General features: G+C 60.4%; 25 protein-coding genes and 1 tRNA gene. 19 read left to right on the forward strand and 7 right to left on the reverse strand.

The features are described 5' to 3' along the window. Window positions 1-2: 2 nt before the first annotated feature. Both infC and pdeM read right to left on the reverse strand, forming a co-directional pair. On the reverse strand, window positions 3-521 hold the full coding sequence (infC, locus tag K3152_RS12890) for a translation initiation factor IF-3 (RefSeq protein WP_083800395.1): 519 nt from the start codon (window positions 519-521) through the stop codon (window positions 3-5). 135 nt (window positions 522-656) lie between these two features. Next, entirely contained in the window at window positions 657-1,361 is a 705-nt protein-coding gene (gene pdeM, locus K3152_RS12895; RefSeq protein ID WP_221574546.1) for a ligase-associated DNA damage response endonuclease PdeM, read from the reverse strand. A 45-nt stretch (window positions 1,362-1,406) separates the two neighbouring features. Here pdeM and hemF point away from each other — a divergent pair, with 45 nt between their 5' ends. Then, complete coding sequence (gene hemF / locus K3152_RS12900) at window positions 1,407-2,264, forward strand: oxygen-dependent coproporphyrinogen oxidase (protein WP_221574547.1); 858 nt, start codon at window positions 1,407-1,409, stop codon at window positions 2,262-2,264. Continuing rightward, window positions 2,255-3,118, forward strand: a complete 864-nt coding sequence (locus tag K3152_RS12905; RefSeq protein ID WP_221574548.1) for a Rieske (2Fe-2S) protein — start codon at window positions 2,255-2,257, stop codon at window positions 3,116-3,118. The genes hemF and K3152_RS12905 overlap by 10 nt, the downstream gene beginning before the upstream one ends. 3 nt (window positions 3,119-3,121) lie before the next feature. Here the strand turns inward: K3152_RS12905 and K3152_RS12910 are convergent, their stop codons facing one another. Then, entirely contained in the window at window positions 3,122-4,018 is an 897-nt protein-coding gene (locus tag K3152_RS12910; RefSeq protein ID WP_221574549.1) for a glycoside hydrolase family 16 protein, read from the reverse strand. A 182-nt stretch (window positions 4,019-4,200) separates the two neighbouring features. Between K3152_RS12910 and K3152_RS12915 the strand changes: the two genes are divergently transcribed. From K3152_RS12915 to K3152_RS12930, 4 genes are all read left to right on the forward strand, one after another. Next, the gene (locus tag K3152_RS12915) at window positions 4,201-6,102 is read left to right on the forward strand and encodes a M1 family metallopeptidase (protein WP_221574550.1); all 1,902 of its coding nucleotides are present in this window, start codon (window positions 4,201-4,203) and stop codon (window positions 6,100-6,102) included. An 88-nt stretch (window positions 6,103-6,190) separates the two neighbouring features. Next, entirely contained in the window at window positions 6,191-7,174 is a 984-nt protein-coding gene (locus K3152_RS12920) for a hypothetical protein (RefSeq protein ID WP_221574551.1), read from the forward strand. 61 nt (window positions 7,175-7,235) lie between these two features. After that, a complete protein-coding gene (locus K3152_RS12925; protein WP_221574552.1) occupies window positions 7,236-9,329 on the forward strand; it encodes a RelA/SpoT family protein in 2,094 nt (697 codons plus the stop codon). Window positions 9,330-9,591: 262 nt separating this feature from the next. Next, window positions 9,592-9,957 carry a VOC family protein gene (locus tag K3152_RS12930; RefSeq protein WP_221574553.1) on the forward strand — a complete coding sequence of 122 codons (366 nt, stop codon included), beginning with the start codon at window positions 9,592-9,594 and terminating at the stop codon, window positions 9,955-9,957. Here K3152_RS12930 and K3152_RS12935 read toward each other — a convergent pair. Then, window positions 9,954-10,271, reverse strand: coding sequence for a DUF1905 domain-containing protein (locus K3152_RS12935; RefSeq protein WP_221574554.1), 318 nt, complete (start codon window positions 10,269-10,271; stop codon window positions 9,954-9,956). The two genes, K3152_RS12930 and K3152_RS12935, sit on opposite strands and share 4 nt — an antisense overlap. Next, window positions 10,268-11,362, reverse strand: a complete 1,095-nt coding sequence (locus K3152_RS12940) for a peptidylprolyl isomerase (protein WP_221574555.1) — start codon at window positions 11,360-11,362, stop codon at window positions 10,268-10,270. Before K3152_RS12940 ends, K3152_RS12935 begins: the two co-directional genes overlap by 4 nt. Window positions 11,363-11,660: 298 nt before the next feature. On the opposite strand from K3152_RS12940, the gene K3152_RS12945 reads away from it, so the two are divergent. From K3152_RS12945 to K3152_RS14355, 3 genes are all read left to right on the forward strand, one after another. Then, window positions 11,661-11,751, forward strand: a tRNA-Ser gene (locus K3152_RS12945). 153 nt (window positions 11,752-11,904) lie between these two features. Beyond that, complete coding sequence (locus K3152_RS14180) at window positions 11,905-12,342, forward strand: Arm DNA-binding domain-containing protein (protein WP_247713432.1); 438 nt, start codon at window positions 11,905-11,907, stop codon at window positions 12,340-12,342. Further along, window positions 12,279-13,223, forward strand: a complete 945-nt coding sequence (locus K3152_RS14355) for a tyrosine-type recombinase/integrase (protein ID WP_425594681.1) — start codon at window positions 12,279-12,281, stop codon at window positions 13,221-13,223. The genes K3152_RS14180 and K3152_RS14355 overlap by 64 nt, the downstream gene beginning before the upstream one ends. Here K3152_RS14355 and K3152_RS14360 read toward each other — a convergent pair. Beyond that, window positions 13,220-13,762 (reverse strand): helix-turn-helix transcriptional regulator, encoded by a 543-nt coding sequence (locus tag K3152_RS14360; RefSeq protein WP_345719812.1) that lies wholly within the window; start codon window positions 13,760-13,762, stop codon window positions 13,220-13,222. The two genes, K3152_RS14355 and K3152_RS14360, sit on opposite strands and share 4 nt — an antisense overlap. On the opposite strand from K3152_RS14360, the gene K3152_RS12960 reads away from it, so the two are divergent. The 6 genes from K3152_RS12960 to K3152_RS12985 all read left to right on the forward strand — a co-directional run bounded on the left by K3152_RS12960 (window position 13,751) and on the right by K3152_RS12985 (window position 18,719). Then, window positions 13,751-14,245: a hypothetical protein gene (locus K3152_RS12960; protein ID WP_221574556.1), complete on the forward strand. Its 495-nt coding sequence runs from the start codon at window positions 13,751-13,753 to the stop codon at window positions 14,243-14,245. The two genes, K3152_RS14360 and K3152_RS12960, sit on opposite strands and share 12 nt — an antisense overlap. Continuing rightward, on the forward strand, window positions 14,245-14,826 hold the full coding sequence (locus tag K3152_RS12965) for a hypothetical protein (RefSeq protein WP_221574557.1): 582 nt from the start codon (window positions 14,245-14,247) through the stop codon (window positions 14,824-14,826). Before K3152_RS12960 ends, K3152_RS12965 begins: the two co-directional genes overlap by 1 nt. 248 nt (window positions 14,827-15,074) lie before the next feature. Next, window positions 15,075-15,398, forward strand: coding sequence for a plasmid mobilization protein (locus tag K3152_RS12970; protein ID WP_221574558.1), 324 nt, complete (start codon window positions 15,075-15,077; stop codon window positions 15,396-15,398). Continuing rightward, window positions 15,395-16,951, forward strand: coding sequence for a relaxase/mobilization nuclease domain-containing protein (locus K3152_RS12975; protein WP_221574559.1), 1,557 nt, complete (start codon window positions 15,395-15,397; stop codon window positions 16,949-16,951). The genes K3152_RS12970 and K3152_RS12975 overlap by 4 nt, the downstream gene beginning before the upstream one ends. A gap of 878 nt (window positions 16,952-17,829) precedes the next feature. Beyond that, window positions 17,830-18,132, forward strand: coding sequence for a short-chain fatty acyl-CoA regulator family protein (locus tag K3152_RS12980; RefSeq protein WP_221574618.1), 303 nt, complete (start codon window positions 17,830-17,832; stop codon window positions 18,130-18,132). A gap of 29 nt (window positions 18,133-18,161) precedes the next feature. Then, a complete protein-coding gene (locus K3152_RS12985) occupies window positions 18,162-18,719 on the forward strand; it encodes a GNAT family N-acetyltransferase (RefSeq protein WP_221574560.1) in 558 nt (185 codons plus the stop codon). Here the strand turns inward: K3152_RS12985 and K3152_RS12990 are convergent. Further along, on the reverse strand, window positions 18,716-19,144 hold the full coding sequence (locus K3152_RS12990) for an RrF2 family transcriptional regulator (protein WP_100259103.1): 429 nt from the start codon (window positions 19,142-19,144) through the stop codon (window positions 18,716-18,718). The genes K3152_RS12985 and K3152_RS12990 overlap by 4 nt on opposite strands. An 81-nt stretch (window positions 19,145-19,225) precedes the next feature. Here K3152_RS12990 and K3152_RS12995 point away from each other — a divergent pair, with 81 nt between their 5' ends. The 4 genes from K3152_RS12995 (at window position 19,226) to K3152_RS13010 (ending at window position 24,876) form a co-directional block, all read left to right on the forward strand. Further along, the gene (locus K3152_RS12995; protein WP_221574561.1) at window positions 19,226-19,705 is read left to right on the forward strand and encodes a group III truncated hemoglobin; all 480 of its coding nucleotides are present in this window, start codon (window positions 19,226-19,228) and stop codon (window positions 19,703-19,705) included. Continuing rightward, window positions 19,698-20,156 (forward strand): hypothetical protein, encoded by a 459-nt coding sequence (locus tag K3152_RS13000; RefSeq protein WP_221574562.1) that lies wholly within the window; start codon window positions 19,698-19,700, stop codon window positions 20,154-20,156. Before K3152_RS12995 ends, K3152_RS13000 begins: the two co-directional genes overlap by 8 nt. A gap of 50 nt (window positions 20,157-20,206) precedes the next feature. Beyond that, window positions 20,207-20,437 carry a TehB-like domain-containing protein gene (locus K3152_RS14390; protein ID WP_425438818.1) on the forward strand — a complete coding sequence of 77 codons (231 nt, stop codon included), beginning with the start codon at window positions 20,207-20,209 and terminating at the stop codon, window positions 20,435-20,437. 524 nt (window positions 20,438-20,961) lie between these two features. Further along, window positions 20,962-24,876, forward strand: a complete 3,915-nt coding sequence (locus K3152_RS13010) for a PAS domain S-box protein (protein ID WP_247713446.1) — start codon at window positions 20,962-20,964, stop codon at window positions 24,874-24,876. Window positions 24,877-24,912 lie beyond the last annotated feature (36 nt).

Here is a 24,912-nt window from a genome sequence, read left to right on the forward strand (position 1 = left end):
GATTACTTCGGTGCGAGCACCATCACCATCTGGCGGCCTTCGAGGCGCGGGAAGCTTTCGACCTTGGCGATCTCTTCGACATCGTCGCGCACGCGGTTGAGCAGGTCCATGCCCAGCTGCTGGTGCGCCATTTCGCGGCCACGGAAGCGCAGCGTGCACTTCACCTTGTCGCCGTTCTCGATGAACTTGTTCACGTTACGCATTTTCACGTCGTAATCGTGATCGTCGATGTTCGGGCGCATCTTGACCTCTTTGATGTCCTGGGTCTTCTGCGTCTTGCGCGCGAGGTTCGCCTTCTTCTGCGCCTCGTAGCGATATTTGCCGACATCGAGGAACTTGCACACCGGCGGGTCCGCATTGGGGGACACTTCGACGAGGTTGAGACCCAGTTCGTTGGCCTGCTCGGTCGCTTCGCGGGTGTACATCACCCCCAGGTTTTCGCCTTCGTGATCGATCACGCGGACCTTGGGGACATTGATCATGTTATCGTAGCGCGGGCCGCTTTTCACGGGCATTTGCATGCTGCGCCGGGGTGGACGGGCTATGGGGCTATCTCCTTTTGGTGCCTCTTAAGAACGCGCCCATGTAGGCGCTGTTCCGCAGATTCGGAAGGGGCAAGGGGTTAATGCGCGCGGTTTTTCGCGCGCGCGTGGCCCTTACGCAGCTTTGGACCAGAGATTGAAGCGCGCCAACTGGCCCTTTGCAGGTACGACCGCGTCTATGCGGTCGGCCGGTTGCAGCGCCTTGAGGATGGCCGGGTCGGCCGCGTTCATTCCGCCGGTGTAGGCTCCGAAAGCGGGCAAAATCATGCGGCCCGAGGGCTTGCCGTCCGCGCCTTCGTTGGCGCTTACCACGGCGCAGGGCCGGCGGATCATGCGCTGGCGGACCTTTACCTGCAGGCGCGGGTGGTAGTGACCGGACAGCTCGGGCCGCGTCTCGCCCTGCTTGGCGCGGTGGCGCAGGATGGTGCCATTGAGCTCGATTTCCTCGACCGGCGTGCCGCCGCAGCGCGCTTCCATGTCGGGATCGTGGTTGCCGGTGATCCAGACCCAGTCGACCGCCTTGGTCAGCGCCTCCAGCATGCCGCAGGCGTGCGGCTCCAGCCGGGTCGAGCCATCCGAATCGTGGAAGTTGTCGCCCAGCGTGATGACCCGCCGCGCGCCGGTTTCGCGGATGGCGAGCGCCACGCGCTCCAGCGTCTCGCGGCTGTCGTAGGGCGGGATCATCTGCCCGTGACCTGCAAAGAAGCTCCCTTTCTCCAGATGCAGGTCGGCGACCAGCAGCGCATTCTCGCGCGGCCAGTAGAGCGCGCGGCCCTCTGTCAGGACGAACTCCTGGTCTGCGAACGAAAGGGGAACCATGCGCTGCTATTGCCGCCTGCGCGCTGCAATGGCAAGGGCCTATGCATGACCGACTGGATAGCCCAAACCGACACCGCCCGCACCTGGTTCGAAACCCTGAGGGACCGCATCTGCGCCGAGTTCGAGAGCATCGAGCACGAGGCGGGCAGCGATGCTGCCTTCCAGTACGACAGCTGGGAGCGCGAGGAAGAGGGCAACGAAGACCCGGGCGGCGGCACGCGCGGGCTGATGAAGGGCAAGGTGTTCGAGAAGGTCGGCGTCAATGTGTCGACCGTGCGCGGCAATTTCGCGCCCGAATTTGCGGCCTCCATCAACGGCGCTTCGCCCGAGAACCCCGGCTTTACCGCCACCGGCATCAGCCTCGTTGCGCATATGGCCAACCCGCATGTGCCTGCGGTCCATATGAACACGCGCTTCCTGACCACACAGGCCGCATGGTTCGGGGGCGGAGCGGATTTGAACCCGCCACTCCCCTACGAGGAAGACACGGCAGATTTCCACGCCCGCTTCCGCGCTGCCTGCGCTGCGCACAACCCGACCTATTACGACCGCTTCAAGAAATGGGCGGACGACTATTTCTACATCCCCCACCGCGGCGTGCACCGCGGGGTGGGCGGGATTTTCTACGACCACCTCGAATGCGAGGACGAGGCCGCTTTCGAGCGCAACCTCGCCTTCACCAAGGACGTGGGCGAGGCTTTCCTCGATATCTTCCCCAAGCTGGTCCGCCGCCGGATGGAGCGCGAGTTCACGCCGGAAGACAAGCAGCAGCAACTCGAATGGCGCGGGCGCTATGCCGAATTCAACCTCGTCTACGACCGCGGCACCTTGTTCGGCCTCAAGACCGGCGGCAATATCGACGCCATCCTGATGAGCCTGCCGCCCGAGGCGACGTGGAGCTGACCGCAGCAGACCGCTCGGCTTTCGAAGGCCGTTCGCGCGAGGTCGATTACGACCGGCGCGAGAAGCTGCACTACCTAGGCGAGTACCGCCGCGAACTGCCCAACAGCCTGCAGCGGATGATGGAGAACGCCTACGATTGGGAGCATCTCCCGTTTGTCCACCCTGCCTCTTTCTCCGATATCGCCCTGGTCGAGCAGGGCGGCTGGGGCTGGCGTTGCAAGGTCGCGTTGCCGAACAATGGCGGCACGCAGGCGGTGGAGCTGCTGGTCGACAAGCCACGCCATTATTGGGCCACGACCGTGGTCGAAGGATTCGGGCAGGGCGTGGAGATCCACACGCAGGCAAGCGAAAACGGCGATGATGGCATCGTCGTCTCGGTCAATTTCTACCTGCCGCAGCCACCGGAAAGCGAAGCCCAGGAGCAAATGCTGCTCGCCGCGCTGACGCATCAATACTCAGCGCTCTATGACGAGGACGAAGCGCTGATGAGCGGGCGGCAGGAAGCGGTCGACAGGCGCAGGGAAACACGCGGCGCGAGGCTGGCGGCTGGGACGGTCCTGGGGCGGGCGGTCGATTTCGATTCTGCCTCGGGAAACCTCGTCACCGCCGAGGAGCGGGAAATCGTCTTGCGCCGACATGACGGCCGCTGGCTGGCGCACCCGGCGGAATGCCCGCACATGCTTGGCCCGCTTGCGGCGGCCGAAGGGAAGGATGGCCGCGTGACCTGTCCCTGGCACGGCTACAGTTTCTCGCTTGCAGATGGCGCGGAGACGCAAGCGCGCTGCGCAGCGCTCAAACTGGCAAGGGTGTTCGAGGACGAAGCCGGTCGGCTCGTCCTCGAAGACGAACTGTAGCGCTCATTCCTCGGGTGCGTAGACCCGCACCCAGTCGACCAGCATCGCGACCTTGCCCGTCTTCACCGCTTCGACGGTTTCCGCGGGGATGCCGTTATAGGGCTCCTCGATGCGGTTCGTCTTGAACGGGTAGGCGCCGCCCATGGCGAAATTCAGGATAAGATACTTGTCGTTGTCGAAGCGCCACTTGCCGTAATTCTCGACCATCGGCCTGGTCACGCGGTAGTGGACGTGGCCGTCGATGAGGAAATCGATCTGCTGGTCGGTCCACTCGACGCCGTAGGTGTGCCACTGGGTGACATCGACGCCTTCGGGGAAGAAGAACTTGTTCACCAGCGGGGTCTCGCCCGAATAGCCGGGGCCGTGCAGTGCCACGCCGACCCAGTCCTTCTCGCCGACATATTCCATGATGTCGATTTCGCCCGTGCCCGGCCACTTGTCGTTGCCGAGCAGCCAGAAGGCGGGCCACACGCCGACATTGTCGGGCATCTTGATGCGCGCTTCGGCGCGGCCGTGCATGAAGTCGAACTTGCCTGCGCTTTCGATGCGGCCCGAGACGAAGGGGGCGTTGCGGTCCTTGTTGGGATCGATGCCGGGCTTGAACACCGGACGCAGCATCAGCACGCCGCCGTCGGCGCCCTCGATACCGTCGATGAAATTGATGACCGCCGGATCGTCGACATACATCTGCTGTTCGTTATTGACCCAGAAATCGGGGCCGATGACGCGCCATTTCTCGCGGTCGAGTTCGCTCGCGTTGAATTCGTCGGCGAAGAGCAGCGTGCGGTCGGGCGCGATTTCGTCGGCCAGCGCCGCGCCCGCATCTTCGGGATGGGCGGCAAGGCTGGTGCCCGTCAGGGCAGCGGCAACAGCAAGGGCGAAACTCGGGGTGCGGAACATGGCGGCCTCTCCTAAACGTTGTGAACGTTCCCATGACTGATTTTGCTCGCAAAAGCGAGTCGCTGGGTACGATTTCACACGCCATACTGGATTAGCGCGGCCTTATGGTCGATAGGCAGCTCAGCAATTCACGGGGAGCCGGTTTCGTCCGGCAAACCCGCAACCAGACCGGAGAGACATCCATGCGCCGCATCACCGCCAGCCTCGCGCTCCTGCTTGCCACTGCCGCCTGCACCAATGCGATGAGTGAGCCGCCGGTTTCGACCACGGCGCCCGAGCCGATGGTCTCGCCCATCCTCACCGGCCCCGAAGCGCTCGACACGCTGACCTGGGCCGAGCCGCAGAAGGCGCGGGTGACGCATGTGGCGCTCGACCTCGACCTGGATTTCGACGCCAAGCGGGTGGGCGGCAGCGCGGTGCTCGATTTGCTGGTTGCGAAGGGCGCCGACCGCATCGTCCTCGACACCAACGGTCTCGAAGTGACCCGCATCACCGACACTGCTGGCCGCGAGCTGGACTGGGCGCTCGAGGAGCTGGAAGAGGCGGGCGAGAAGGGTTCGCCGCTCACGGTCATCCTCGATGGCGCGCGCAGCATCCGTATCGACTACCGCGCCCCGCAGGATGCGACCGCGCTGCAATGGCTCAGCCCCGAGCAGACCGCGGGCGGTGTGCATCCCTTCCTCTTCAGCCAGGGTCAGGCCATCCTCAACCGGACGTGGATCCCGACGCAGGACAGCCCCGGCATCCGCCAGACCTGGGAAGCGCGCATCACTGCGCCCAAGCCCCTCGACGTGGTAATGAGCGGCGTGGTGCAGGGCGAGCCCGAGGACCTCGGCAATGGCCGCCGCGCCTTCCGCTTCGTGATGGACAAGCCCGTCCCGCCCTATCTCATCGCGATTGCCGCGGGCGACATCGACTTCCGCGCCATCGGCCCGCGCACGGGCGTCTGGGCCGAGCCTTCGGTCCTCCCGCGCGCTTATGCCGAGGTCGCCGATACCGAGGAAATGGTGGTCGCCGCCGAAGAGCTTTACGGCGAATACCGCTGGGGCCGCTACGACATGATAGTTCTGCCGCCGGCCTTCCCCTATGGCGGCATGGAAAACCCGGTGATGACCTTCCTCACCCCGACCTTCATCGCGGGCGACCGCTCGAACAACGGTCTCGTCGCGCATGAACTCGCGCATAGCTGGTCGGGCAACCTCGTCACCAATGCGGTGTGGGGCGACAGCTGGCTCAACGAAGGCGTGACCACCTATTTCGAGAACCGCATCGTCGAAGCGGTCTATGGCAAGGCGCGCGCCGAGCAGGAAGCCGCGCTCATGTATGCCAATATCCTCGAAACGCTGGGCGAGGTGGGCGATGACGCGCCCGGCACGGCGCTGAGCACCGACGGCGGCTACGAACTCGGCAGCGCAATTGCCTATGACAAGGGCGCGTTCTTCCTGCGCACGGTCGAGCGTATCGTCGGCCGCGACCGCTTCGATGCTTGGCTCCAGCAGTGGTTCGACAACCACGCCTTCCAGCCCGCGACGAGCGAACTGTTCTACGACGACATGATGGAAAACCTCGTCGCCTCGGATGCCGAGGCCGAGCGCCTGATGTTGCGCAAATGGATTTTCGAGCCCGGCCTGCCCGGCAATGTCGCCAAGCCCGATCCGGCCGCCTTTGCCGCAGTCGACGGCGCAGTCGCCCATTATGCCGACCACGGCATGCTGCCCGAGGCATGGAGCAGCTGGACGGCAGCGGAGCAAATCCGCTTCCTCGACAACCTTCCCGCCGAACTCACCCACGAGCAGCTGGCTGCATTGGACGCCGCGCTCGGGCTCTCGTCTACGGGCAACAATGAAATCCTGTTCCTCTGGCTCGAGATGGCACTGGAGAACCGCTACGAGCCCGCCGTGCCGCAGGCCGAGGCCTTCCTCGCCCGCGTGGGCCGCGCCAAGTTCGTGCGCCCGCTCTTCGCCGTGCTTTGGAACGAGGGTGAGTGGGGCCGCGCACACGCCACCCGCATCTATGCCAAAACACGCGACAGCTACCACTCGGTCACGCGCGGCGGCGTGGAGCGGGTGATGTCGGCGGAGTGATTGCGCGGCTTGCACCGGAAGGTGCAGGACTTGCGTTTGCGGAGAGCAGGCATTCGCGATAGCGATGCGCACACAAGGGAGGTGCCGCATGCTTCTTCGCCTGAACCCCAAGCTTCGCTCGGCGCTGTTCGTGCTGGTCCCGCTGCTGGCAATCGCGGCGGGGCGGCTGGCCACCCATAGCGAGCTTGCCGCGCGCCATCCGCGTACCGCCTCGCTCCTGTTCCTCTGGCTCTGTGCCGATTCGCTGGCGCTGGCGATCATCGCCAAGGCTCCGCGTAACCGTCCCGAGATCCGCGCCTTGCTGGGCGCCATCGCAGCGGGCTGCGTGGTCGCGACCGTGGGAGCAGCCGCACCGGTGCGCGCGGCGCTGTTCGATATGCAATCTGTCGCCATCGCCATGGCGCTGACCGTCGCGCTGGCAGTTGTCTGGAACCTGCGCGCGGCGGCGGGCCGATATCGCAGCAGCGGCTCGCTCAGCCATGCCGCCGAAGCCATACTTCCGTCCACGACCGTGAAGTTCGCCGCAAAAGAACTCCACATGCTTCGCCTCGCGCTGGTCGGATGGCGCCTGCAGCCGGACGTGCCGCAAGGTGCGCGCGCCTTCGCCTACCACTGCGTCATCAATCCGATGATTGCCGTATTCCTGGTGCTTCAACTGATCGAAATCGTGGTGGTCGACTTGCTCGTCAGCCACTGGAGCCGCGAGGCCGCTTGGGTTCTCCTCGCGCTCGGTATCTGGGGCGCGCTGTTCTTCATCGCGATGATGCAGGGCTTCCGTCTCTATCCCGTCCTGCTCGAGAGGCACAGCCTGCGCGTGCGTTCCGGCCTGATGATCGACCTGAGAGTGCCGCTAGCCGATATCGAAGCGATGGGGGCGGCCATTTCGGGCGAGGAACTGAAGCAGGACCATGTCCTAAACGCGGCCATCCTCTCGCATCCCAATGTGGTGCTGCAGCTGGCCCGCCCGCTCGAATACCGGCCAGCCTTCGGCAAGACGCGCATGGTGACACGCGTCGCGTTTCGCCTCGATGAGCCTGCGCCCTTCGTCGCAGCGCTGCAAAGCAGGATTTAGCGCGCCCCACACGCATTTTTCGTTGCATTGCAACAGCGTTTGCCCACATCGTGGGGCCAACATGCTGCGCCAGTACGAACTCGTAGAGCGGGTCCTCGAATACGACCCAGACGCCGACGAGGCGATGCTCAACCGCGCCTATGTCTATACGGTGCAGAAGCACGGTACGCAGACGCGCGCGAGCGGGGACCCCTATTTCAGTCATCCGGTCGAGGTCGCGGGCCTGATGACCGATTTGAAGCTCGACCAGGAAACTATCGCCACCGCGCTGCTCCACGATACGGTCGAGGACACGCTCGCGACCATCGACGATATCGAGAAGAACTTCGGCGGCGAGGTCGCGCGGCTGGTCGACGGGGTGACCAAGCTTTCGAAAATCGAGCAGATGCCCGAGAACGAGCGCGCGGCGGAAAACCTGCGCAAGTTCCTGCTCGCGATGAGCGAGGACATCCGCGTGCTGCTGGTGAAGCTTGGCGACCGGCTCCACAATATGCGCACATTGAACTTCATCAAGAAGCCTGAAAAGCGCCAGCGCATCGCGCGCGAGACCATGGATATCTACGCCCCGCTGGCCGAGCGCGTTGGCATGTACGAATACATGCGCGAGATGCAGCTCCTCGCCTTCGAGCAGCTCGAGCCCGAAGCCTACGCCACCATCACCAACCGCCTGCAGCAGATCCGCGAGCAGGATGGCGGGCAGGTCGATGCCATCGCGCTCGACATGAAGCATGCGCTGGCCGAATCGGGGCTGACGGTTGAGGTCTCGGGGCGCGAGAAACATCCTTATTCCATCTGGCGCAAGATGGCCGAGCGGCATGTGTCATTCGAGCAGGTCACCGACATCATGGCCTTCCGCGTCATCTGCGACGACGTGGCCGATTGCTACCGCGCGATGGGGGTGCTGCACACCACGTGGCAATTCCTGCCGGGCAAGTTCAAGGACTACATCTCGACGCCCAAGACCAACGGCTATCGCAGCCTCCACACTTCGCTGATTTACGGCAAGTCGATGCGCGTCGAGGTGCAGATCCGCACCCGCGACATGCACCGCACGAACGAATTCGGCCTCGCCGCGCATTGGGCCTACAAGCAGTCGGAGCGGCCCGATGGACAAGTAGGATGGCTGCGCGACCTCATCGAAATCGTCGATGCCAGCCACGATGCCGAGGAACTGCTCGAGCATACGCGCATGGCGATCTACCAGGATCGTATCTTCGCCTTCACTCCCAAGGGCGCGCTGCACCAGCTGCCCAAGGGCTCGACCGCGGTCGACTTTGCTTTTGCCGTCCACACCGAGCTTGGCACGCAGACGGTGGGCGCGAAAATCAACGGGCGGCACATGCCGCTGCGCACCCAGCTCAACAATGGCGATGTGGTCGAAATCCTCAAAGGCAAGAATGCCGAGCCGCAGATGAGCTGGCTTGGCTTCGTCATCACCGGCAAGGCGCGCGCCGCCATCCGCCGCGCGGTGCGGCTGAAGGAACGCGGCGAGGTCGCCGAAATCGGCCAGAAGCTTTACGACGAAATCGTTACCCGTGTGCCTGCAAAAATCGGCAAGAAGGCGCTGCGCGAGGCGCTAAAACGGCTTGAGATGGAAGAGCCGGAAGACCTCTTCTACGCCATCGGCGCGGCCAAGATTACCGACCGCGCAGTGATGGAAGCGCTGATGCCCGGCAGCACCGAGGGCATGGCCGACGAGGACGACGAATGGCTGCGCAGCGGCAAGTCGCTCTCCATCCGCGGGCTGACTCCCGGCGTGGGATACGACCTTGCCGAATGCTGCCACCCCGTGCCGGGCGACCGCATCGTGGGCTTGCGCAAGCAGGACAAGGGCGTGGAAGTGCACGCCATCGATTGCCACCAGCTGGCGACGGGCATCGACAATGACTGGCTAGACTTGTCGTGGGGCAAGCGCTCGCGCGGGGCGGTGGGCCGCTTGCGCGTCACGCTTTACGACCGCCCCGGCACGCTGGCCGAGATGGCGGGCATTTTCGCGCAGAACGTGGTAAATGTGAAAAGCCTCGAGCAGACCCAGCTCGACCATCCCTTCACGACCTACGAGGTCGACCTCGAAGTGCAGGACCTGGCGCATCTCACCCGCATCCTGAGCGCCCTGCGCGCCAGCGATGCCGTGGCGCAGGCGGAACGCGCATGAGCTTAGGCTCACAGTGCGGACCTAGCGCTGCCGAGGCGGCGGAATGGCGAAGATATCGTGCGGAAGCTCGCGCAGCGCGTGCACGCCGCACGGTCAAGCGGGGTTCTGTGCGAGATCGAAGCCATTCCGCCATCCCGGAGAGATTTGGCCAAAAAGGCCCAGTGCTTTGTCGCAAGAGCTTGGAAGATGCCGATCTGCCTGCGCCCTTGCTTCTCGCCCTGAGCCTTTTTGACTCAAACCTCGGCAGCGCTAGGTCCGCACTGTGAGCCTCCTTGTCGGGATAGACCACATCCAGCTCGCCATGCCGCACGGCGGCGAGCCGCATGCGCGCAAGTTCTGGACCGGCGTGATGGGGCTGGAGGAAGTCGCCAAGCCGTCGCATCTTGCGGTCAATGGTGGGTGCTGGTTCGAGGGCGAGGGGATAGCCATCCATTGCGGTGTGGAAGATGCCTTCCTCCCCGCGCGCCGCGCGCATCCGGCACTTCTGGTCGAGAACCTCGGCGCGCTGGTCGCCAAGCTCGAGGCCTCGGGCGTGCCGTTCAAGCCAGGCAAGGAGCTGGAAGGCTATCGCCGCGGCGACATCGCCGACCCTTTCGGCAACCGCATCGAACTGATGGAAAAGCTCTAGAGAAGGTTGAGTTCGAGCGCCACGCTGTCGCCCTCGGCAAGATCCTCGGCGCGCATCACTTTCTTCGAAACGAGCAGGACCCATTCGGTTTTCTTGCTTTGCGGGAAAACCGAAGTCTTCCACTGCGTCCCGCCCACCCGCGCCATCACCTTGACCGAGCCGAACCCGCGCCGCGCGCCGAATTCGAGCCGGTGCAGCCGTTCGTGCATGGCGATGGCCTCGGCGGTTTCGCCGCTGATGGTGACCAGGTGATAGGTGCCGCGGTCACCCTGCCAGCGCTTCAAGGGCAGGGTGCAGGAGAGCGTTTCGCTCACTCGGCCACGCGGCGCACGGGGACCATGACATTGCAGACATCGGCCCCACCTGCAGGCACGTTGAAGAACGGGTCGCGGCGGTTCGCCCGGGCCTTGACGTAGTCAGCAAAGGTCGGGCCGCCTGCATCGAGATATTCGAATTCCGGCCGGTCGTTTTCGGGAAGGTCGCTTGCGACACGCACGCTGAGGATGGGCGTCCGCATGCCCTCGTCCTCGTAAAAGCCCAACTGGCCCTTGCCGCGCGGCAGGCTGGAGAGGTGTTCGATGCCTTCGACAATCCTCCCCACCAGCGCGATGTTGCGGTCGAGATGGCGCGGTGCGTGACCGATGACGGTGTAGAGTTCCGCACCCGTGCCGGCATCGGGCGAAAGGTTGCGGCCCACGCCGACCATGCCGTAGCAGTGGATGGGCCAGACGCTGGAAGGCCCGGTCGCGTGGTCCTTGTACTTCACGATCGCCCCGGTGGTCTGGTTGACCTGCTCGACGATTATTTCCCCGTCAGTGAAATCCATCGCCACGGGCATGGCCCCGACAAAAGCAAAGCCGTTTGCGTAAGGGTCGTCGAAACCGGTCCACCCGGGGGCGGCCCTGGTAGTCGGCATCAGTCGCTGGATAGCATCCCGGCGTCCCCTTGAGGCCCAGAGTTTGTCGAACATGTCCGGCGTATAGGCGAGGACGTAATCCTCCTCGCTGGTTTCGACGAGCCCCTCCGGAAGCGCCTTTGGCGGCCCGTCGCTTTCGGGATTGTCGTAATTGGCATCGCCCCACTGGACCACGTAATTGTCCTGCACGCGGTTGACGGTAATGTCGTCGAACCAGCCGGAACGCGCGAAAGTGCGGATATTGGCGGTCCACTTCTCGCTGAAGGGGGCTGGCATGAGCTGGATGAAGACCTCCCGCGGATTGCCTTCGGCATCGGGGGCGAGCGTCATGACGAGCAGGTCCTCCGGCGCGACGACGGCCCATTCGTCCGCACCGGCCTTGGCAACGATTTCATTCGGGCTGGGCCGCGGCGTCTCGCCTTCCTCCTGCGCTGCGATAGGTGAGCTAAGTGCGAGCGCTGCAGCGAGCGAAATCAGGTGCTTGGTCATGGTGCGGGAGCTTGGCAGCATTAGGGCCAAACAAAAAGCCCCTTCGCGCGCGTTGTATGGGCGCAAAGGGGCTTTGAAGCGATGTTCGCAGGGAATGCCATTCCGCGCAGCACCGCAACTTGGGGGGTGTAACCGGACAATGCGCACGCGCGCGCGCCGGTTCCAACGGTTCGTCGCATTTTGGTTCGGGAGGGGCGGGCCATGGCTGTTGCGCGAGAGAGTGACTCCCGCTAGAGGCCCGCGGTCCGACCAAGCCACCCGCGCTCAAGCAGCGTAGCGGTAGCGCGAACAGGGACACGGAGCAGTGGCCGAGTGGTCGAAGGCGCACGCCTGGAAAGTGTGTATACGGTAACCCCGTATCGAGGGTTCGAATCCCTCCTGCTCCGCCACTTCCCTTTCTCAAGGGTTCCCACCCCTTATCTATTCGACTGTAATTGCTTGCATTTGGCGGTGTTCGGTGTCCTAAGCGTTGTCACCCAATGTCACCTAATGCCAGATGATGTGGGGGCAGTTTGGGGGCACGAAATCAGTGAGGTGGGGGCATGCTGACCGACGCAGCAGTCAGAAAAGCGAAGGCGCGCGAAAAAGATTATAAGCTGGCCGATTCCGGTGGGCTGCATCTCTTCGTTACGAAAACGGGTCATCGATCGTGGCGCTTCAAATACAGATTCGGCGGCAAGGAACGACGACTTGTCTTCGGACCATACCCGGAAGTGTCACTAGCCCAAGCGCGCAATATGCGCGACGACGCCAAACGGCTTCTTCGAGAAGGTCGGGATCCGAATTACGAAGCCAAACTCGCGAAACTGACTAATACGCAGCGTCACGAGCACACGTTTGAAGCGTTGGCGCGCGAATGGCACAGCGTTCAGAAAGATCGCTGGACGGAAGTTCATGCCGACGATTCATCAGCAGTATGGAGCGGGATCTTTTTCCCGTTTTGGGCGACTTGGCCATGCCAGACATCGATGAGCATCTAGTTCTATCGACTCTCCAGGCAGTCGAAGCGAGGGGAGCGATCGAGACCGCACACCGGCTCCGGCAACGAATTGCGAGTGTTTTCAAGTTTGCTCGCTTTAGGCAGGTCGTAACACACAATCCTGCCGATATAGGCGAACTCCTGAGGCCCGTGCCCCGAGGCAAGCGGTGGCCGGCACTTCTCGATCTGGACGAAATACGTGGCTTGATCGCTGCAGTCGACCGTGCCGGCGCCAATCCAGTCACCCGCTTGGCGTCAAGGTTTATGGCCCTGACGGCTCAGAGACCGGGAATGATCCGAACCGCGCCGTGGTCCGAATTCCACGACATAACATGGTCCGATGCTGGGGCAGTTGACGAGAATGCGTATTGGCTCATTCCCGCAGGACGCATGAAGCTGGTACTCGAATTGAAAGGTGATGACGCTTTCGACCACAAGGTCCCGCTGGCTCGCCAGTCCGTCGAAGTGCTTAAAACGGTTAGACTGACTGGTCGCGGACCTCTGGTTTTTCCGGGCAATCGCTCCTCGTTTAGTCCTTTGAGCGAGAATGCGGTCAACTATATGTATCATCGCCTTGGTTACAAAGGCCGCCACGTCAGCCATGGTTGGAGGTCGTCATTCTCGACCAAAATGAACGAGCATTTTGCGCGCCAACACGTGGGAGCCGGTCAGCGCCTCGTACTTGAGCGTCTGATTGTCGACTTGATGCTCGCGCATACGCCTGCTGGAATGTCAGAAACCGAACGCCGATATAATAGAGCAGGATTTATGGATCGTCGGCGCGAAATCGCGCAGCTCTGGGCCGACTGGATCATGGACGAGCAGATGAGCAGCACCGAGTTGCTTGAAGGGCCAAGGCGACCACTATCCAAGTCTCGCTAAGTTGGATTTTGCATCCAATCGGCGATTTGGGACTCACGCCAAGCAACCATGTTTACGCCGAGATTAACTTGGCGGGGGAAAGTGCCCCTCCCGATTTTTCGGTATAGGGTGGAGCAGCTCATACCCGTCACATAGAGAACCTCTTCGACACGCATGAACCGATCCAAACGCGCGTAGTTGCCGACAGAAGGCAGTTGGGTGCCGCTGTCGAGCGGGCATAGTGGTATCTCTTCATCGTTTTCCAGACGCTCGGCGGACATTCGGCGGTCGATGCGATTGTTCTTGGGCATGGGCGTTTCTACCCATGTCCAGGGCGAGCCGCGCATGGGGCACCCCACCAACCCTTCTCTTTGGTGCTCATTGCTGTAGAAGAAACTCCGGTAAAACATCGACTTTCTGACCAATTTCCAACCGTTCCGCTCGCGCTTTGCGATGGAGACGAGCGCAACGCTCACCTCGAACGCCACTACAGTAGCCAACTCAATACGGTCCGCTTCGATGCCCGCAGCGAAGCTGGCTGGACGAGCATGTTCAACCACCTAGACAATGTTCCTGCAGATCATGCGGTGGTGGTCGATCTTCCGGCAGGCGCAGGCTGCATGCTGCACCAAGAAGCGGCGCGGCTTATCGCCAACGAAGACCTCGGAATGCCTACGATACATGTCTGGGTGGCAACCCCAGGTGAGGATTCGGTTCGCCTTTTCCGCGACCTCATGGCCATCGCACCTGCATCACGAACAGCGTTCGTTATGAACAAGCATAACGATGAAAGTCTTGGTCGCTTCGACATCTGGATGAACTCCCGGACACGCGCTGAATTTCTCGCAGAAGGCGGATTGGAGGTGACTCTGCCGAAGCTGCCGCAACGCCCGCATGACATGATTGCCAACCAACGGCTGCCCTTTCCCTCGGAACGCCCCGCGAGTTGGTTGCGTGGTGACTGGTTCACCTTCCTCTCGTTCAGGGCAGCAGTCGAACGCGAACAGGCCTCGCTGATCCGCCTGATCGAGGAGATGTGCTGATGGTTACGATCAAAGAACTCTTCATTCGTATGGTCGACCGTTCGCCCGACAAACGTGACTGCGAATTGATCGACAAATTGGCGATTACCCTTCCCGACGAACTCAAGAATGATATTGGGATGAAGGCCGAGCTTGTCTTGCGTGCTGCCCACATTCGGCAGCTCGAAGAAGTGATGAACGAAGCAGCAAATGTGGTTCGCCGCAAGGTCGAAATCGACGGCGAGAAGTGGGCCATGGATGCTGCCAATCGGGTCTGGCGCCGTGTCGAAGCACAGCTTCCTCCCAGCGCCTCTACGAAAGTCTTCTGGACGCTCATCGCGATCACATTTTGGTCTGCGTTGCTGGGGGCTGTCTTTCACAACATGGGCTGGAACTCGAGCGAAGAGACATACGAAACGGCCAGTGAAAGTCTGCAGGCTCTGACCGAGACCGAATTCGCCTTCTGCGTGGTCTATGCAGCTCAACATGCATCGCAGATCCGGTCCGGGAAAGGGCCCGGAGACGCCGCAAAAGCGTTGCGCGCTTCTACGCGCAATTGCGCCGCAGAATACGATCAAAGGCGCGTGGCGCTGCAGCAATAAGACTGAAGAGTGAAGTAGTGCGACCGCATTCGCGGTCGGCTGCCACCTCAATGGGTTCCTTAAACGGAATAGTGAGGAAATGAGCAAGGGCTGGCTATCGACTACCGCGCCCGTCCTTCGACGTCGCGGAGGCTACTCTCTGTCGTTCAACTCTGTCGCGCACCCTGCGTAGCCTGACCTTGCTGGTGGCAGTTTCGCCTGCCCCCAGACCCCCACACTGAACCACTAATGCTTAACAAGAGGAAGGAATGAAAATGCCTGGAAAACCCGGATCCGAGACCCGCTATCGCAACCACGTTCGCACAACCCGTTGGAGCGACCAGGAACTTGCCTACCTGACTGAGCTCGCGCATTACTCCGGATGCTCGGTCCCGGAGCTACTTCGCCGCCTGGTCTGCCGTGCCAACCACCAGATTATCATTTCGCGCGATTTAGTTTACCAAGTGACTAGGCTTGGCACGAACGTCAATCAGATCGCCAAGAAGCTCAACAGTGAGCAGCCGGTCTCTGCTGATGAACTGACGGCTGCATATCAGCAGCTTCTGAAAGCCGTGAGCGTCGCGCGATCATGATTGCCAACCCCACCTGGGGCGCGAACTTTGCGGGCCTTGTCGACTACTTGACCGAGAACCGCGACCACCAGGTCCTCCATTTTGAAGTGGTATCGTCCGTCGAAAATGCCGCTGCGGAAATGGAGGCTGCCGCATCGTTGAACAGCCGCGCAAAGAACAAGCTTCTCCATCTCTCGCTTTCTGCAGCCCATGAAGATGGCCAGCTTTCTGATGACAAATGGCTTTATATTGTAAGCCAGCAGCAAGAGGCCCTTGGCCTTGACGGCCATGCATTTGTCGTTGTGCGTCATGAAGACACTGAGCATGACCACGTGCATGTCTTCTGGTCCACCATTTCACCGCGAACTGGGAAGACACCACCCAAAATGTGGTTCCTTAAGAAGGGCTGCGCGACTGAAAATATCGGCCCGCAAGCCCTGACAACTGAACAGGTTGCGCGCGTTCCAGAGGCCTATCGCGCTCTGCGAAGCTTCGACTTCCGCGCCTTGGCGAGGGTACAAGATGTCTGTCGCCGCGTTGCGCGCGAGCTGGACCTGCGCCGACTGAATACGCCGCAGGAGGCCAAAGCGCAGCGTTTGAAAGCGTTGGAAAGGGAAGCCGAACCTGGTCAGAGAAAGCGTGCCGAGCGCACGGGTTCGGTGCCGCTGATGGAACGATCTGAAGAAATTCGAGAGGCTCTAGACCAGCGAGTTTGGCAATCGAGAAGTGATGCACTCGCAGCCATCGGTTTGCAGCTTGAACCTGTCTACACTGGCACAAAAACGAAGAGGCTTCGCGGTCTCACTATCGCTGATATCTCGGATCCGGGTAACAAGCTGAAAGCCTCTGCACTGGACACGGGCGTTCAGAAGTTCGGCTTGGGGTCACTGGACAAACGCATACTCAAAGGCACGCCAGACTTCAAAACATGGTGGCCCGAACGAAAGATGTCGTCCTCTTTTGAGCCTCTTCAAACTCCAGATGCGCGGTCAGAGCTCAAACAAGACTATGATCTGGAAGTCGCTCAACACAAGCTCGACCAGGAAAAACGCCGTCGCGAGCTAGCGGATTTGCGCATACGCCAGACCCGTGAGTTGCGCGCCAAACGGCGCGCCCTCATGAAGCAACGCAAAAACGAAGCTATACGGTTGAAGCCGTCGGAACGTCGAGCATTCTATTCGCGATTTTCGCAACAAGTCCGCAAGCGCGAGCTTGCAGAATTGGAAGCTCGCCACAGAGTCGAGAGATCGCCACTAAGGCGCAGACGAATGCCAACATGGCACCAGTTTATAGCGGCTCGTGCCGATGCTGGTTGTCAAAAAGCAGGCGTGGTTCTGGCAGCGATGCGGCCTGTCCAAACAGTCAAGAAGACAGTCACAGCAACTGGTCCGAAGAAGCGATTGTCGGTTCCGAACAAGGAGCATTCCAAAGATCAGCACTTAGCCAACCAACCGACAACGCGCATCCCAAAATCAAAGTCTTTTCTCTCTGGTCGAAATCAAGGAAACACCGAAATGCCCGAGCATTTGGCCGCGTATTGGCAGCGTCATAAGGGTGGCCAAGGTCGGTCTTGAGGGTTCGGCTCGCTGCCTTTCATTGGCAGCTTTGCGCCCCATTACGGACGTTCAGGCTCTCCCTGAGAATACCTGAGAGCGGACCGGCAGCTTTGCTTCGGCAACGAGTACCGTCAATGTCCGATTATGGGTGGAAAGCTGACGTCACTACTCTGGCGAACGGAACACGGCATAGATGCAGTATCCTCCCTGCATTTCCCAACGGCCACCAGCATCAAGACACGCGTCAATGCTTCGCTGTTCTCTAAACCACCAACCCAGATATGCTCCAATGGAAACGGCCACTACGATTAGCAGGATGGTTTTCGTTCGGTTGCTCATGGCCCGACTATCGTCTTATTGACCAGGTTCCGCAATCGGGTCGGAAGCGGAATGGCAGCTCTTTGAGGAATTTGGGCGAAAGCAGACGAACAGTTAGCGGCCCAAAATACGCTTCACCGCTTATGTCGAGCGCAGAACTGCACACAGGAATTGGCAGCTGCGGTGGGCATTATGGCGCGGTGACTATAGCACCAGAGCAATCCTATGGGCGGGACCCCGCTTGGATCGTAGCCACGCAAAACGCTCAGGGTCCTGATCAAGCAGAAATGCCCGTATGCGATCGCGCTCTGCATCAGGCATGCGAGCGAGTAACACCTTGATGTCGTGGTCGACTGCCGCTCTAGCTGCCCCCCGCTCCTCGGCTTTCATAAACCAATCACGCCCTGCAATGATCTCGTTCAGCTCCATGTGAACGGCCCCGAGGAGTGTGCAGGGGCGGTAGTCGTTCGGTGCAAGTGCGTGCGCCTCCTCGCCCAACGCTTTGGCCTCAGCATGGCGATCGACGGCTCTCAAGGCTGCGCCACGTGTAGTTGCCAACGCCGATCGCACCTTGGGCGATGATTTTTCAGTCGCGGCCAGCGCGTCCTCGGTGGCTGATCAAGGCGTCCGAAGGATTTGATCGGAATCCGCGCCGTTATGCTGTCGCGCTCGGTTGCGAGGTCGAGCATGCCAGTGAGTTCGTATACGCCGACAATATCGACCTGATCTCAGCTGGAGTAGCCACCGAGATTGGGGCATCCTGCAGGATCTGCCCTCGAACAGGCTGCGACCAACGCGCATATCCTCCCAGCGACCAGCAGATCGAAGTCGATCTGTTCGAAAGGGGCGTTGTTCCCTATTCGATGCGACAAAGCGGCTAGATGCTGATCTGGCGAAACGGATGAGAGCGATGGGCGAAGAGCGATCGCAAGAGATAGAGAGCGAACAAGCCAAAATGCATACAGCCAGCACAGCCCACAGATGGCGAGAGATGGTTGCGGACGATCTCCCGCGCGTGCTTGCCATCGCGGACAGGTGCCATCCCGATCATCCTGAAGACGAGGCGGTGTTTCGAGAGCGGCTCGAACTTTTCGCAGGAGGATGCTGTGTTCTCGAGCAAGACGGGGAGACCGTTGGATACATCATTTGTCACCCCGCTACTTTCGGCCACCCGGTGCCACTGGACACACTGCTAGGCGCACTGCCTGACAATGCGGATGTGCTCTACATTCATGATATCTCGATAGACTTGGGTATGCGCGGTCAAGGGCTTGCAAGTGAGGCGGTTGATCACGCGAAGCGGCTTGCCCGCAAGCACGATTATGACCGGGTTGCACTGGTGGCGGTCAATCGCTCTCAGGATTTTTGGGCAAAGCATGAGTTTATGATCATAGCCGACGAGGACATCGGCAAAGCGCTGGTCGGATATGGTGGAGCCAGTAGCTATATGGTCTGCGATCTCACCTAGACTGGAGCGAGCCTCTGCATGATTTGCGACTTTGATCCTGTAATCTGTCCCAGATGAAACTGATCGAGGTGTGAAAGAAAGGCCTCCAGCGCCCCTGCCAAGGCGGGCTTGAGCCCGCATACGCCATCGATGGCGCAGCCTTCCTTGCCTCCCATACAGGCGACAAAACCGTTCGTATTTTCCAATGACCGGACAACCTCGCCTACATTGATTTGCGAAGCCTGCCGGGCGAGCCGCAGGCCACCGCTCCTGCCCCGCAAGGTTTCTACGAATCCTGCGGCTGCAAGGTCCTGTGCCACCTTGGCCAGGTGGTTGCGCGATATCCCATAGTGCTCAGCGATCCAGTCGATCGAGACCACATCGTCTTTGGCGGCAAGCGCCATAAGCATCCGCAGCGCATAGTCGGTTCGAAGGTTCAACTGCATAAAAGCGGTATATCAGATATTGCTTTTCCCGCAAAACGGGATATAAGAGGTATATTATATACCTGTTTTAAGGTTTACGAGATGACCGCAAACGTCAAAGTTTCTCGCGCAGATGTGCTCGATGCACGAGCAGCGAAGCGCGCTCACGCTGAATCGCTCGGCGTCACCGAGCAGTTCGTGTCGCAACTGGTGGACGAATTCTACGGACACATTCGCGAGGACGACCTGCTTGGCCCTATTTTCGCGGACCGTATTTCGGAGTGGCCCACGCATCTTGAGCGCATGAAGTCCTTCTGGCGCTCCGTGTTGTTCAACAGCGGTGAGTTCGCAGGCAATCCCATGCGCAAGCACATCGAGATTACTGGTCTGGAAGAGCACCATTTCACCCGCTGGCTGGACCTCTTTTACGCAACGCTCCGCACGCTCTCGAGCAAGCCAGAGCCGATCAGACTGGTTGCCGACCGAGCCCGCGCAATTGCTGACAGTCTCCTGACAGGCATTACGATCGGAAAGTCCGGAATCTCGGGGTCAACTGCAGGAAGGAACCTCCCCCATGTTTGAACAGCACACCTTACTCGCGGAGCGCGAGGTCCATCCGGCAAACGAAGTCGAGGCTCTCGACGGCATTCTGCAGCCGCTCTCGGTTGCACCAGTAGCTCCCGCGAATGCGGGCTTTCAGCTCCCAGCCCGGGTCTGGCAGATCATGCTCTCATGCTACGGCATATTCTTCTTCGCGATATTCTTGGCGACGGGCGGCAGTACGGCGGCGCGCTTCGCGATCGTGATTTCCGTCCTGTACACGGCAATATATTTCGGGGTCGCACGCCTGGGTGCGCGTCAAGCGGGGCGTGAACAGACTTCACCCCTCGATTGCGGTGAAAAGCTTCCAACCTGGACCGGCCCGATGGATCGCAAGGCGGTGTTTGCGCAGGTTCTCGTTGTACCGGCAACAGTCTCTCTGTTCGGGATCGGCATTTTGATCATCGTCCTAGCGGTTGGACCCGGCGCGTGACACAGCCAGTCGAGCTCCCACCGAATGTGGTCAAATACGCCGAAAGTCCGATGTTTTCAGCAGAAACTGTTCCGGACAAACTGACCTCCGAACACAGACTAAAGCCAGGCGTCTGGGGCCGACTTTGCGTTGGCAAGGGCTTGGTCGAGTTTCACACTACCGGACCAGCCTCATCGACAACCGCCGTCAGAGCCGGAGAAAGCTTGATTATCGAACCGGCGTTATCGCACTTCGTTCGACTATCGGCCGATGCGCAATTCAAAGTGACCTTTTATCACTAAAAAGGCTTCGGGGGTTTCAGTCTTTCGCCCATAGGAAGCATGAACCGATAAATTACGTCGCGAGAGCTTCGAGCACGTCTCGGCGCAAAATGGTTATTGTTCTGTGACCCGATATCATGATCACGCCTTCGGTGCTCTCCCTGACGAGCCGGACTTGATCACCGTGTGTGCCGCTAAGGACGTGGACCCAGACGAGGTCCGACTGATCAAGCCGACATAAGCTCAGCCCACTCGACCTACGGATAAAATTCGAGGCTATTAAACGGCTTCTTAGCGGCAGGACTGAACGAGAAACTGATCTACAAGCGAAAGGGGGCCGATAGCGGACAGGCAAGAAATAGGTAAGAAACCCTTTTATGGCCGAGATAGCTGAACGGTCTGTAGGTAATACCATAGGGAGAGGTGCCGAGGCCGCTAGGTAATCGCCAATTTGCGTGCACCGCCTCGGCAGGCATGGAGCGTAACCTAATGACATCTGTTAAATGCTAACCGCTTCTTTACCATAAAAGGATATCCGGGGTTTGATGGATAAGGGCGCGACATTTCCGAAGCTTGGACCGGAGGCGATAGAGGTCTGCGGCAGCTTGGCAGGTGCGGTGGTAATCAGTTTCATCTACGGTGTGCTGGCCTACCTAAGCCTTGAGCTCACGCTCGGATCGAACAGCGTTGCCGCGTTCTGGATGGGCAATGCGGTGGTCGTGGGTATGTTGCTTGGTCGCGGGATGCGTTGCCGGGTTGCTGCCGTCAGCCTCTGCTTTCTCGCCAACATTGCAGCCTATCTGGCAGTCGGAATATCAACTGCACTCGCAGTAATCCTGTCGGGTTCCAATATGTTGGAAATCCTTCTCGCGTTATTCGCGCTCGACCGCCTCGTAATCCGCTCTCGAACCTTTGACAATTTGAGCCAATTCGTGAAGCTCGCGGTTGTCGGCGCCCTCGTGCCTTTCGTATCGGGTGCCGTTTCGGCGAGCGCGGTGGCCATGCTGGGCGGCGGCGATTGGCTCACCACGTATGGGCTGTGGGTCGCTGCCCATAGTCTGCAAATCCCGATTTTCGCATCGGTCCTGCTTATTCTTCGCAACTCGCTCGAGGACCGCAGTTCCTACGAAACTGTTCCTGCAAGAAATTGGGCAGCGCTGATCGCCGCAACGCTTGCGACAGCGGCGCTCATATTCGGTCAGACAACCTTTCCGTTCCTCTTCCTTGCCATGCCGCTGGTCATTTTTGCCGCATTCACGACAGGGCGACTGGGCACCGCTGTCGTTGTCGCCATTCTTTCCCTCGTCGCTTCCCTGGCGACCCTGAACGGCATGGGGCCGATTGCGCTCGTCAAGGGCGGTGCGCGCGAAGAAGTCATCGCGCTCGAGGCGTTCCTGCTTTCCTGCCTTGCGATCGGACTTCCAGTGGCGGTGGCGCTGGCCAACAAAGCATCGATCCGTGATGACTTGCAGGAAAGCCGGGACCTCGTGGAGTCGATCCTCGCGGGCGTCGGCGACCTTGTTTTCCGTGTCGATGCAAACTGGCGCTTTACCTACGCCAATCCGCGGTGGAAAAAGGTCACCGGATTTGCGCCCGAAGACCTGATCGGCACAAACCCTTTCCAGAACCTCATCGACCGCAATTCCGTTGACCTGCGCGCCGAAAAACACGCCATTGAGAAGGGACGCAAGATAGCGGAAAGGATAATTGTCCAGACTACCACCGCAGAAGGACGCACGCTGCAATTCGCCGTCGGCATGAACCCTCAGTTCGACCGGTTAGGAAATTTCGTGGGCGGCATCGGCACGGCGACCGACGTCACGGAAAAATTGGCACGCGAACACGCGCTGACAGAGAGCGAGAAACGTTTTCGACGCCTTGCCGAAACCGCGCCGGTCGGAATCTTCCAAGCCAACGCAAAAGGCGAGATTACCTACGCGGCCTCACAATGGGTGGAACGCTTCGGACTAAAGGCCGAAGATTTAATCGGTCACCGCTGGAAGGACGCCTTGGCAACCGGCGAAGAACTGGAAAACGATCCGGCCTTTGCGGGGTTCGATCAGACGAACCCCATTCGCCACCGCGTGCTGAATTTTCGCAACCGCCAAGGCGAAGAGTTCTGGTGGGAAACGATCAATTCCGCTGAGTTTGACGAGTCCGGTAATGTCTCCGGCTTCGTTGGGGTCGCGCACGACATCACCGAGCAGCGCTTGGCCGATGAACGCCTGCGTGAAAGCGAGCGGCGCTTTCAGGCACTGGCCAACATGGCCCCGGCAGGGATTTTTCGCACAGATGCGACTGGTAGCTGCACCTACGTCAACGCGGCCTGGAAATCGCTTAGCGGTCTTGAAGATGGCCAGTGGGAGGGCGACGGTTGGTCCAGCGCAGTACACCCCGAAGATCTCGATCGCGTAGTGGCAATATGGGTCGAGGCAGTGCGCACCCAGACCACGGGCGAAGAGGAATTTAGATGGCTCAGGCCCGATGGATCGATAGTCTGGACGCATGTGACATTTGGCCCCGAGTTTGGCGAGAACGGCGCAGTCACTGGCTACATCGGGGTTGTCAGCAATATAACCGAGGAGGTCGAGGCGCGCCTGCGGTTGGCAGAACGGGAACAGCAACTCGCCCTTCTGGCCGACAATGCGACCGACGCCGTGCTGCGGCTCGACCTCGATGGCGTTTGTAAATACGCTTCACCCTCTGCCCGGCAAGTATTCGGGCTCGACCCCGCGCTTTTTGTGGGTAACCAGTTTATCACCGGCTTCCACGAGGACGACGCGGACGAAGTCGTCTCGCAATTCCGCGCGCTGGCATCCGGTGAATTGGACAATGTCCGCATCACCTTCCGCTCTAAGAGTCTCATCCTGCCCGACGAATATGCCTGGCTCGAAGCGAACTGCGGGCTCGTTCGGGAGGGAGAGAGCGGGGAGCCTCTGGAAATCATCGCATCGCTGCGAAATGTCGATCAGACCAAGCAGCTTGAGAGCGATCTTCTGGAGGCGAAGGAGCGCGCAGAGTCCGCCGCGGCTGCCAAGTCGGACTTTCTTGCCAATATGAGCCACGAAATCCGCACTCCGATGAACGGTGTGATCGGCTTCACCGAAGTGGCGCTTGCCGGAGAGCTAGACGAGGAATTGCGCAGCAATCTGGAAATGCTGGCGGATAGTGGCAAGGCGATGCTCGCCCTGCTGAACGACCTCCTCGATTCAGCGAAGATCGATGCCGGACGGATGCTTATCGAGCCGCAACCGGTGAATGTGCGCCATAAGTTGCGCGGCGCGATTACGATGATGACGCCGGCAGCCGCGCGCAAGGACGTGGAAATTGTCCTGGAGGCCGATGACGACGTTCCAGAATGGCTCGAGAGCGACCCGACCCGGCTGCGCCAGATCGCACTCAATCTTATCGGCAATGCCGTGAAGTTTACGGAAAGCGGCCGGATAACCGTTTCGCTCCGAACAGCCGAGGGGGGTGAGAGGTTTGAAATCGCGGTGAGCGATACCGGCATCGGCATTCCGCAAGATAAACTCGAGCAGATTTTCGAGAAGTTCACGCAAGCCGACAGCAGCATTGATCGGCGTTTCGGCGGCACGGGCTTGGGTCTCCCGATCTGCGCCCAGCTTGCAGATCTGCTCGGCGGTTCGATCGCCGTCGAGAGCAAGGTCGGCAAGGGATCCACCTTTACACTGACCTTGCCGCTTGTGACGGTGGACGCGCCCGGCAAAACGACAAAGGAAGTGAAAGAGAGGCGCCAGCTCTCCGAGAGCACGCTCAATGCCCGCATCCTTGTCGCCGAAGACAATCTCATCAACCAGCAGGTTACTCTCGCCATGCTCGAACGGATTGGGCTGAGCGCCACTATTGCGACGGATGGCCAAGACGCTGTTGACCGCGTACTGGCCGCCAACGTGAGCGATGAGCCTTTCGATCTGGTGCTGATGGACGTTCAGATGCCAGTGCTCGACGGCCTAGCCGCCACCCGCGCCATCCGTGCTGCAGGTGTGGACGCAAAGCGCCTGCCGATTATCGCCGTTACCGCCAACGCCTTTGCGGAAAATACCGAGGAATGCCTTGCGGCCGGCATGCAGGGACACCTCCCGAAACCGCTCTCGCTGGACGACCTCGCCGAAGTTCTCGAACAGTGGCTAGGGGTTCCACCTGGGCTTGAACTGCCGCAACCGCCTCGACAACCCAGCGAGAAATTAAGAAAGAGCTTTTCGAAGCGCAAGGCCAAAGCACTTGAGGCTATTGATGCGGCCATACGCAAAGGAGAGCTGGAATCCTGCTCGCTTGGCGAAGTCGCGACCCAGTTGCACCAGATCGCAGGCGTTGCGGCTTTCTTCGGCGAGACCGATCTTGGGGCGGAATGCAGCCAGCTCGACCAGCGGCTCCGCAAATGCCCGGATTCTGTGAAAGCCCACGACTTCACAGTGGTTCGCAGCCTGCTACAGGCGTGAGTGGGATTTGAATTAGGAGCGAGTGTTGAGGAATTA

The sequence above is a fragment of the Qipengyuania polymorpha genome (assembly GCF_019711435.1).
Classification (GTDB): domain Bacteria; phylum Pseudomonadota; class Alphaproteobacteria; order Sphingomonadales; family Sphingomonadaceae; genus Qipengyuania; species Qipengyuania polymorpha.

What these genes read in the sequence shown, in the direction of transcription:
- infC (WP_083800395.1), bottom strand. Translation starts at nt 521, where the DNA reads ATGCAAATGCCCGTGAAAAGCGGCCCGCGCTACGATAACATGATCAAT.
- pdeM (WP_221574546.1), bottom strand. Translation starts at nt 1,361, where the DNA reads ATGGTTCCCCTTTCGTTCGCAGACCAGGAGTTCGTCCTGACAGAGGGC.
- hemF (WP_221574547.1), top strand. Translation starts at nt 1,407, where the DNA reads ATGACCGACTGGATAGCCCAAACCGACACCGCCCGCACCTGGTTCGAA.
- K3152_RS12910 (WP_221574549.1), bottom strand. Translation starts at nt 4,018, where the DNA reads ATGTTCCGCACCCCGAGTTTCGCCCTTGCTGTTGCCGCTGCCCTGACG.
- K3152_RS12915 (WP_221574550.1), top strand. Translation starts at nt 4,201, where the DNA reads ATGCGCCGCATCACCGCCAGCCTCGCGCTCCTGCTTGCCACTGCCGCC.
- K3152_RS12920 (WP_221574551.1), top strand. Translation starts at nt 6,191, where the DNA reads ATGCTTCTTCGCCTGAACCCCAAGCTTCGCTCGGCGCTGTTCGTGCTG.
- K3152_RS12925 (WP_221574552.1), top strand. Translation starts at nt 7,236, where the DNA reads ATGCTGCGCCAGTACGAACTCGTAGAGCGGGTCCTCGAATACGACCCA.
- K3152_RS12940 (WP_221574555.1), bottom strand. Translation starts at nt 11,362, where the DNA reads ATGACCAAGCACCTGATTTCGCTCGCTGCAGCGCTCGCACTTAGCTCA.
- K3152_RS14180 (WP_247713432.1), top strand. Translation starts at nt 11,905, where the DNA reads ATGCTGACCGACGCAGCAGTCAGAAAAGCGAAGGCGCGCGAAAAAGAT.
- K3152_RS14355 (WP_425594681.1), top strand. Translation starts at nt 12,279, where the DNA reads ATGGAGCGGGATCTTTTTCCCGTTTTGGGCGACTTGGCCATGCCAGAC.
- K3152_RS12960 (WP_221574556.1), top strand. Translation starts at nt 13,751, where the DNA reads ATGTTCAACCACCTAGACAATGTTCCTGCAGATCATGCGGTGGTGGTC.
- K3152_RS12965 (WP_221574557.1), top strand. Translation starts at nt 14,245, where the DNA reads ATGGTTACGATCAAAGAACTCTTCATTCGTATGGTCGACCGTTCGCCC.
- K3152_RS12970 (WP_221574558.1), top strand. Translation starts at nt 15,075, where the DNA reads ATGAAAATGCCTGGAAAACCCGGATCCGAGACCCGCTATCGCAACCAC.
- K3152_RS12975 (WP_221574559.1), top strand. Translation starts at nt 15,395, where the DNA reads ATGATTGCCAACCCCACCTGGGGCGCGAACTTTGCGGGCCTTGTCGAC.
- K3152_RS12980 (WP_221574618.1), top strand. Translation starts at nt 17,830, where the DNA reads ATGATTTTTCAGTCGCGGCCAGCGCGTCCTCGGTGGCTGATCAAGGCG.
- K3152_RS12985 (WP_221574560.1), top strand. Translation starts at nt 18,162, where the DNA reads ATGGGCGAAGAGCGATCGCAAGAGATAGAGAGCGAACAAGCCAAAATG.
- K3152_RS12990 (WP_100259103.1), bottom strand. Translation starts at nt 19,144, where the DNA reads ATGCAGTTGAACCTTCGAACCGACTATGCGCTGCGGATGCTTATGGCG.
- K3152_RS12995 (WP_221574561.1), top strand. Translation starts at nt 19,226, where the DNA reads ATGACCGCAAACGTCAAAGTTTCTCGCGCAGATGTGCTCGATGCACGA.
- K3152_RS13000 (WP_221574562.1), top strand. Translation starts at nt 19,698, where the DNA reads ATGTTTGAACAGCACACCTTACTCGCGGAGCGCGAGGTCCATCCGGCA.
- K3152_RS14390 (WP_425438818.1), top strand. Translation starts at nt 20,207, where the DNA reads ATGTTTTCAGCAGAAACTGTTCCGGACAAACTGACCTCCGAACACAGA.
- K3152_RS13010 (WP_247713446.1), top strand. Translation starts at nt 20,962, where the DNA reads ATGGATAAGGGCGCGACATTTCCGAAGCTTGGACCGGAGGCGATAGAG.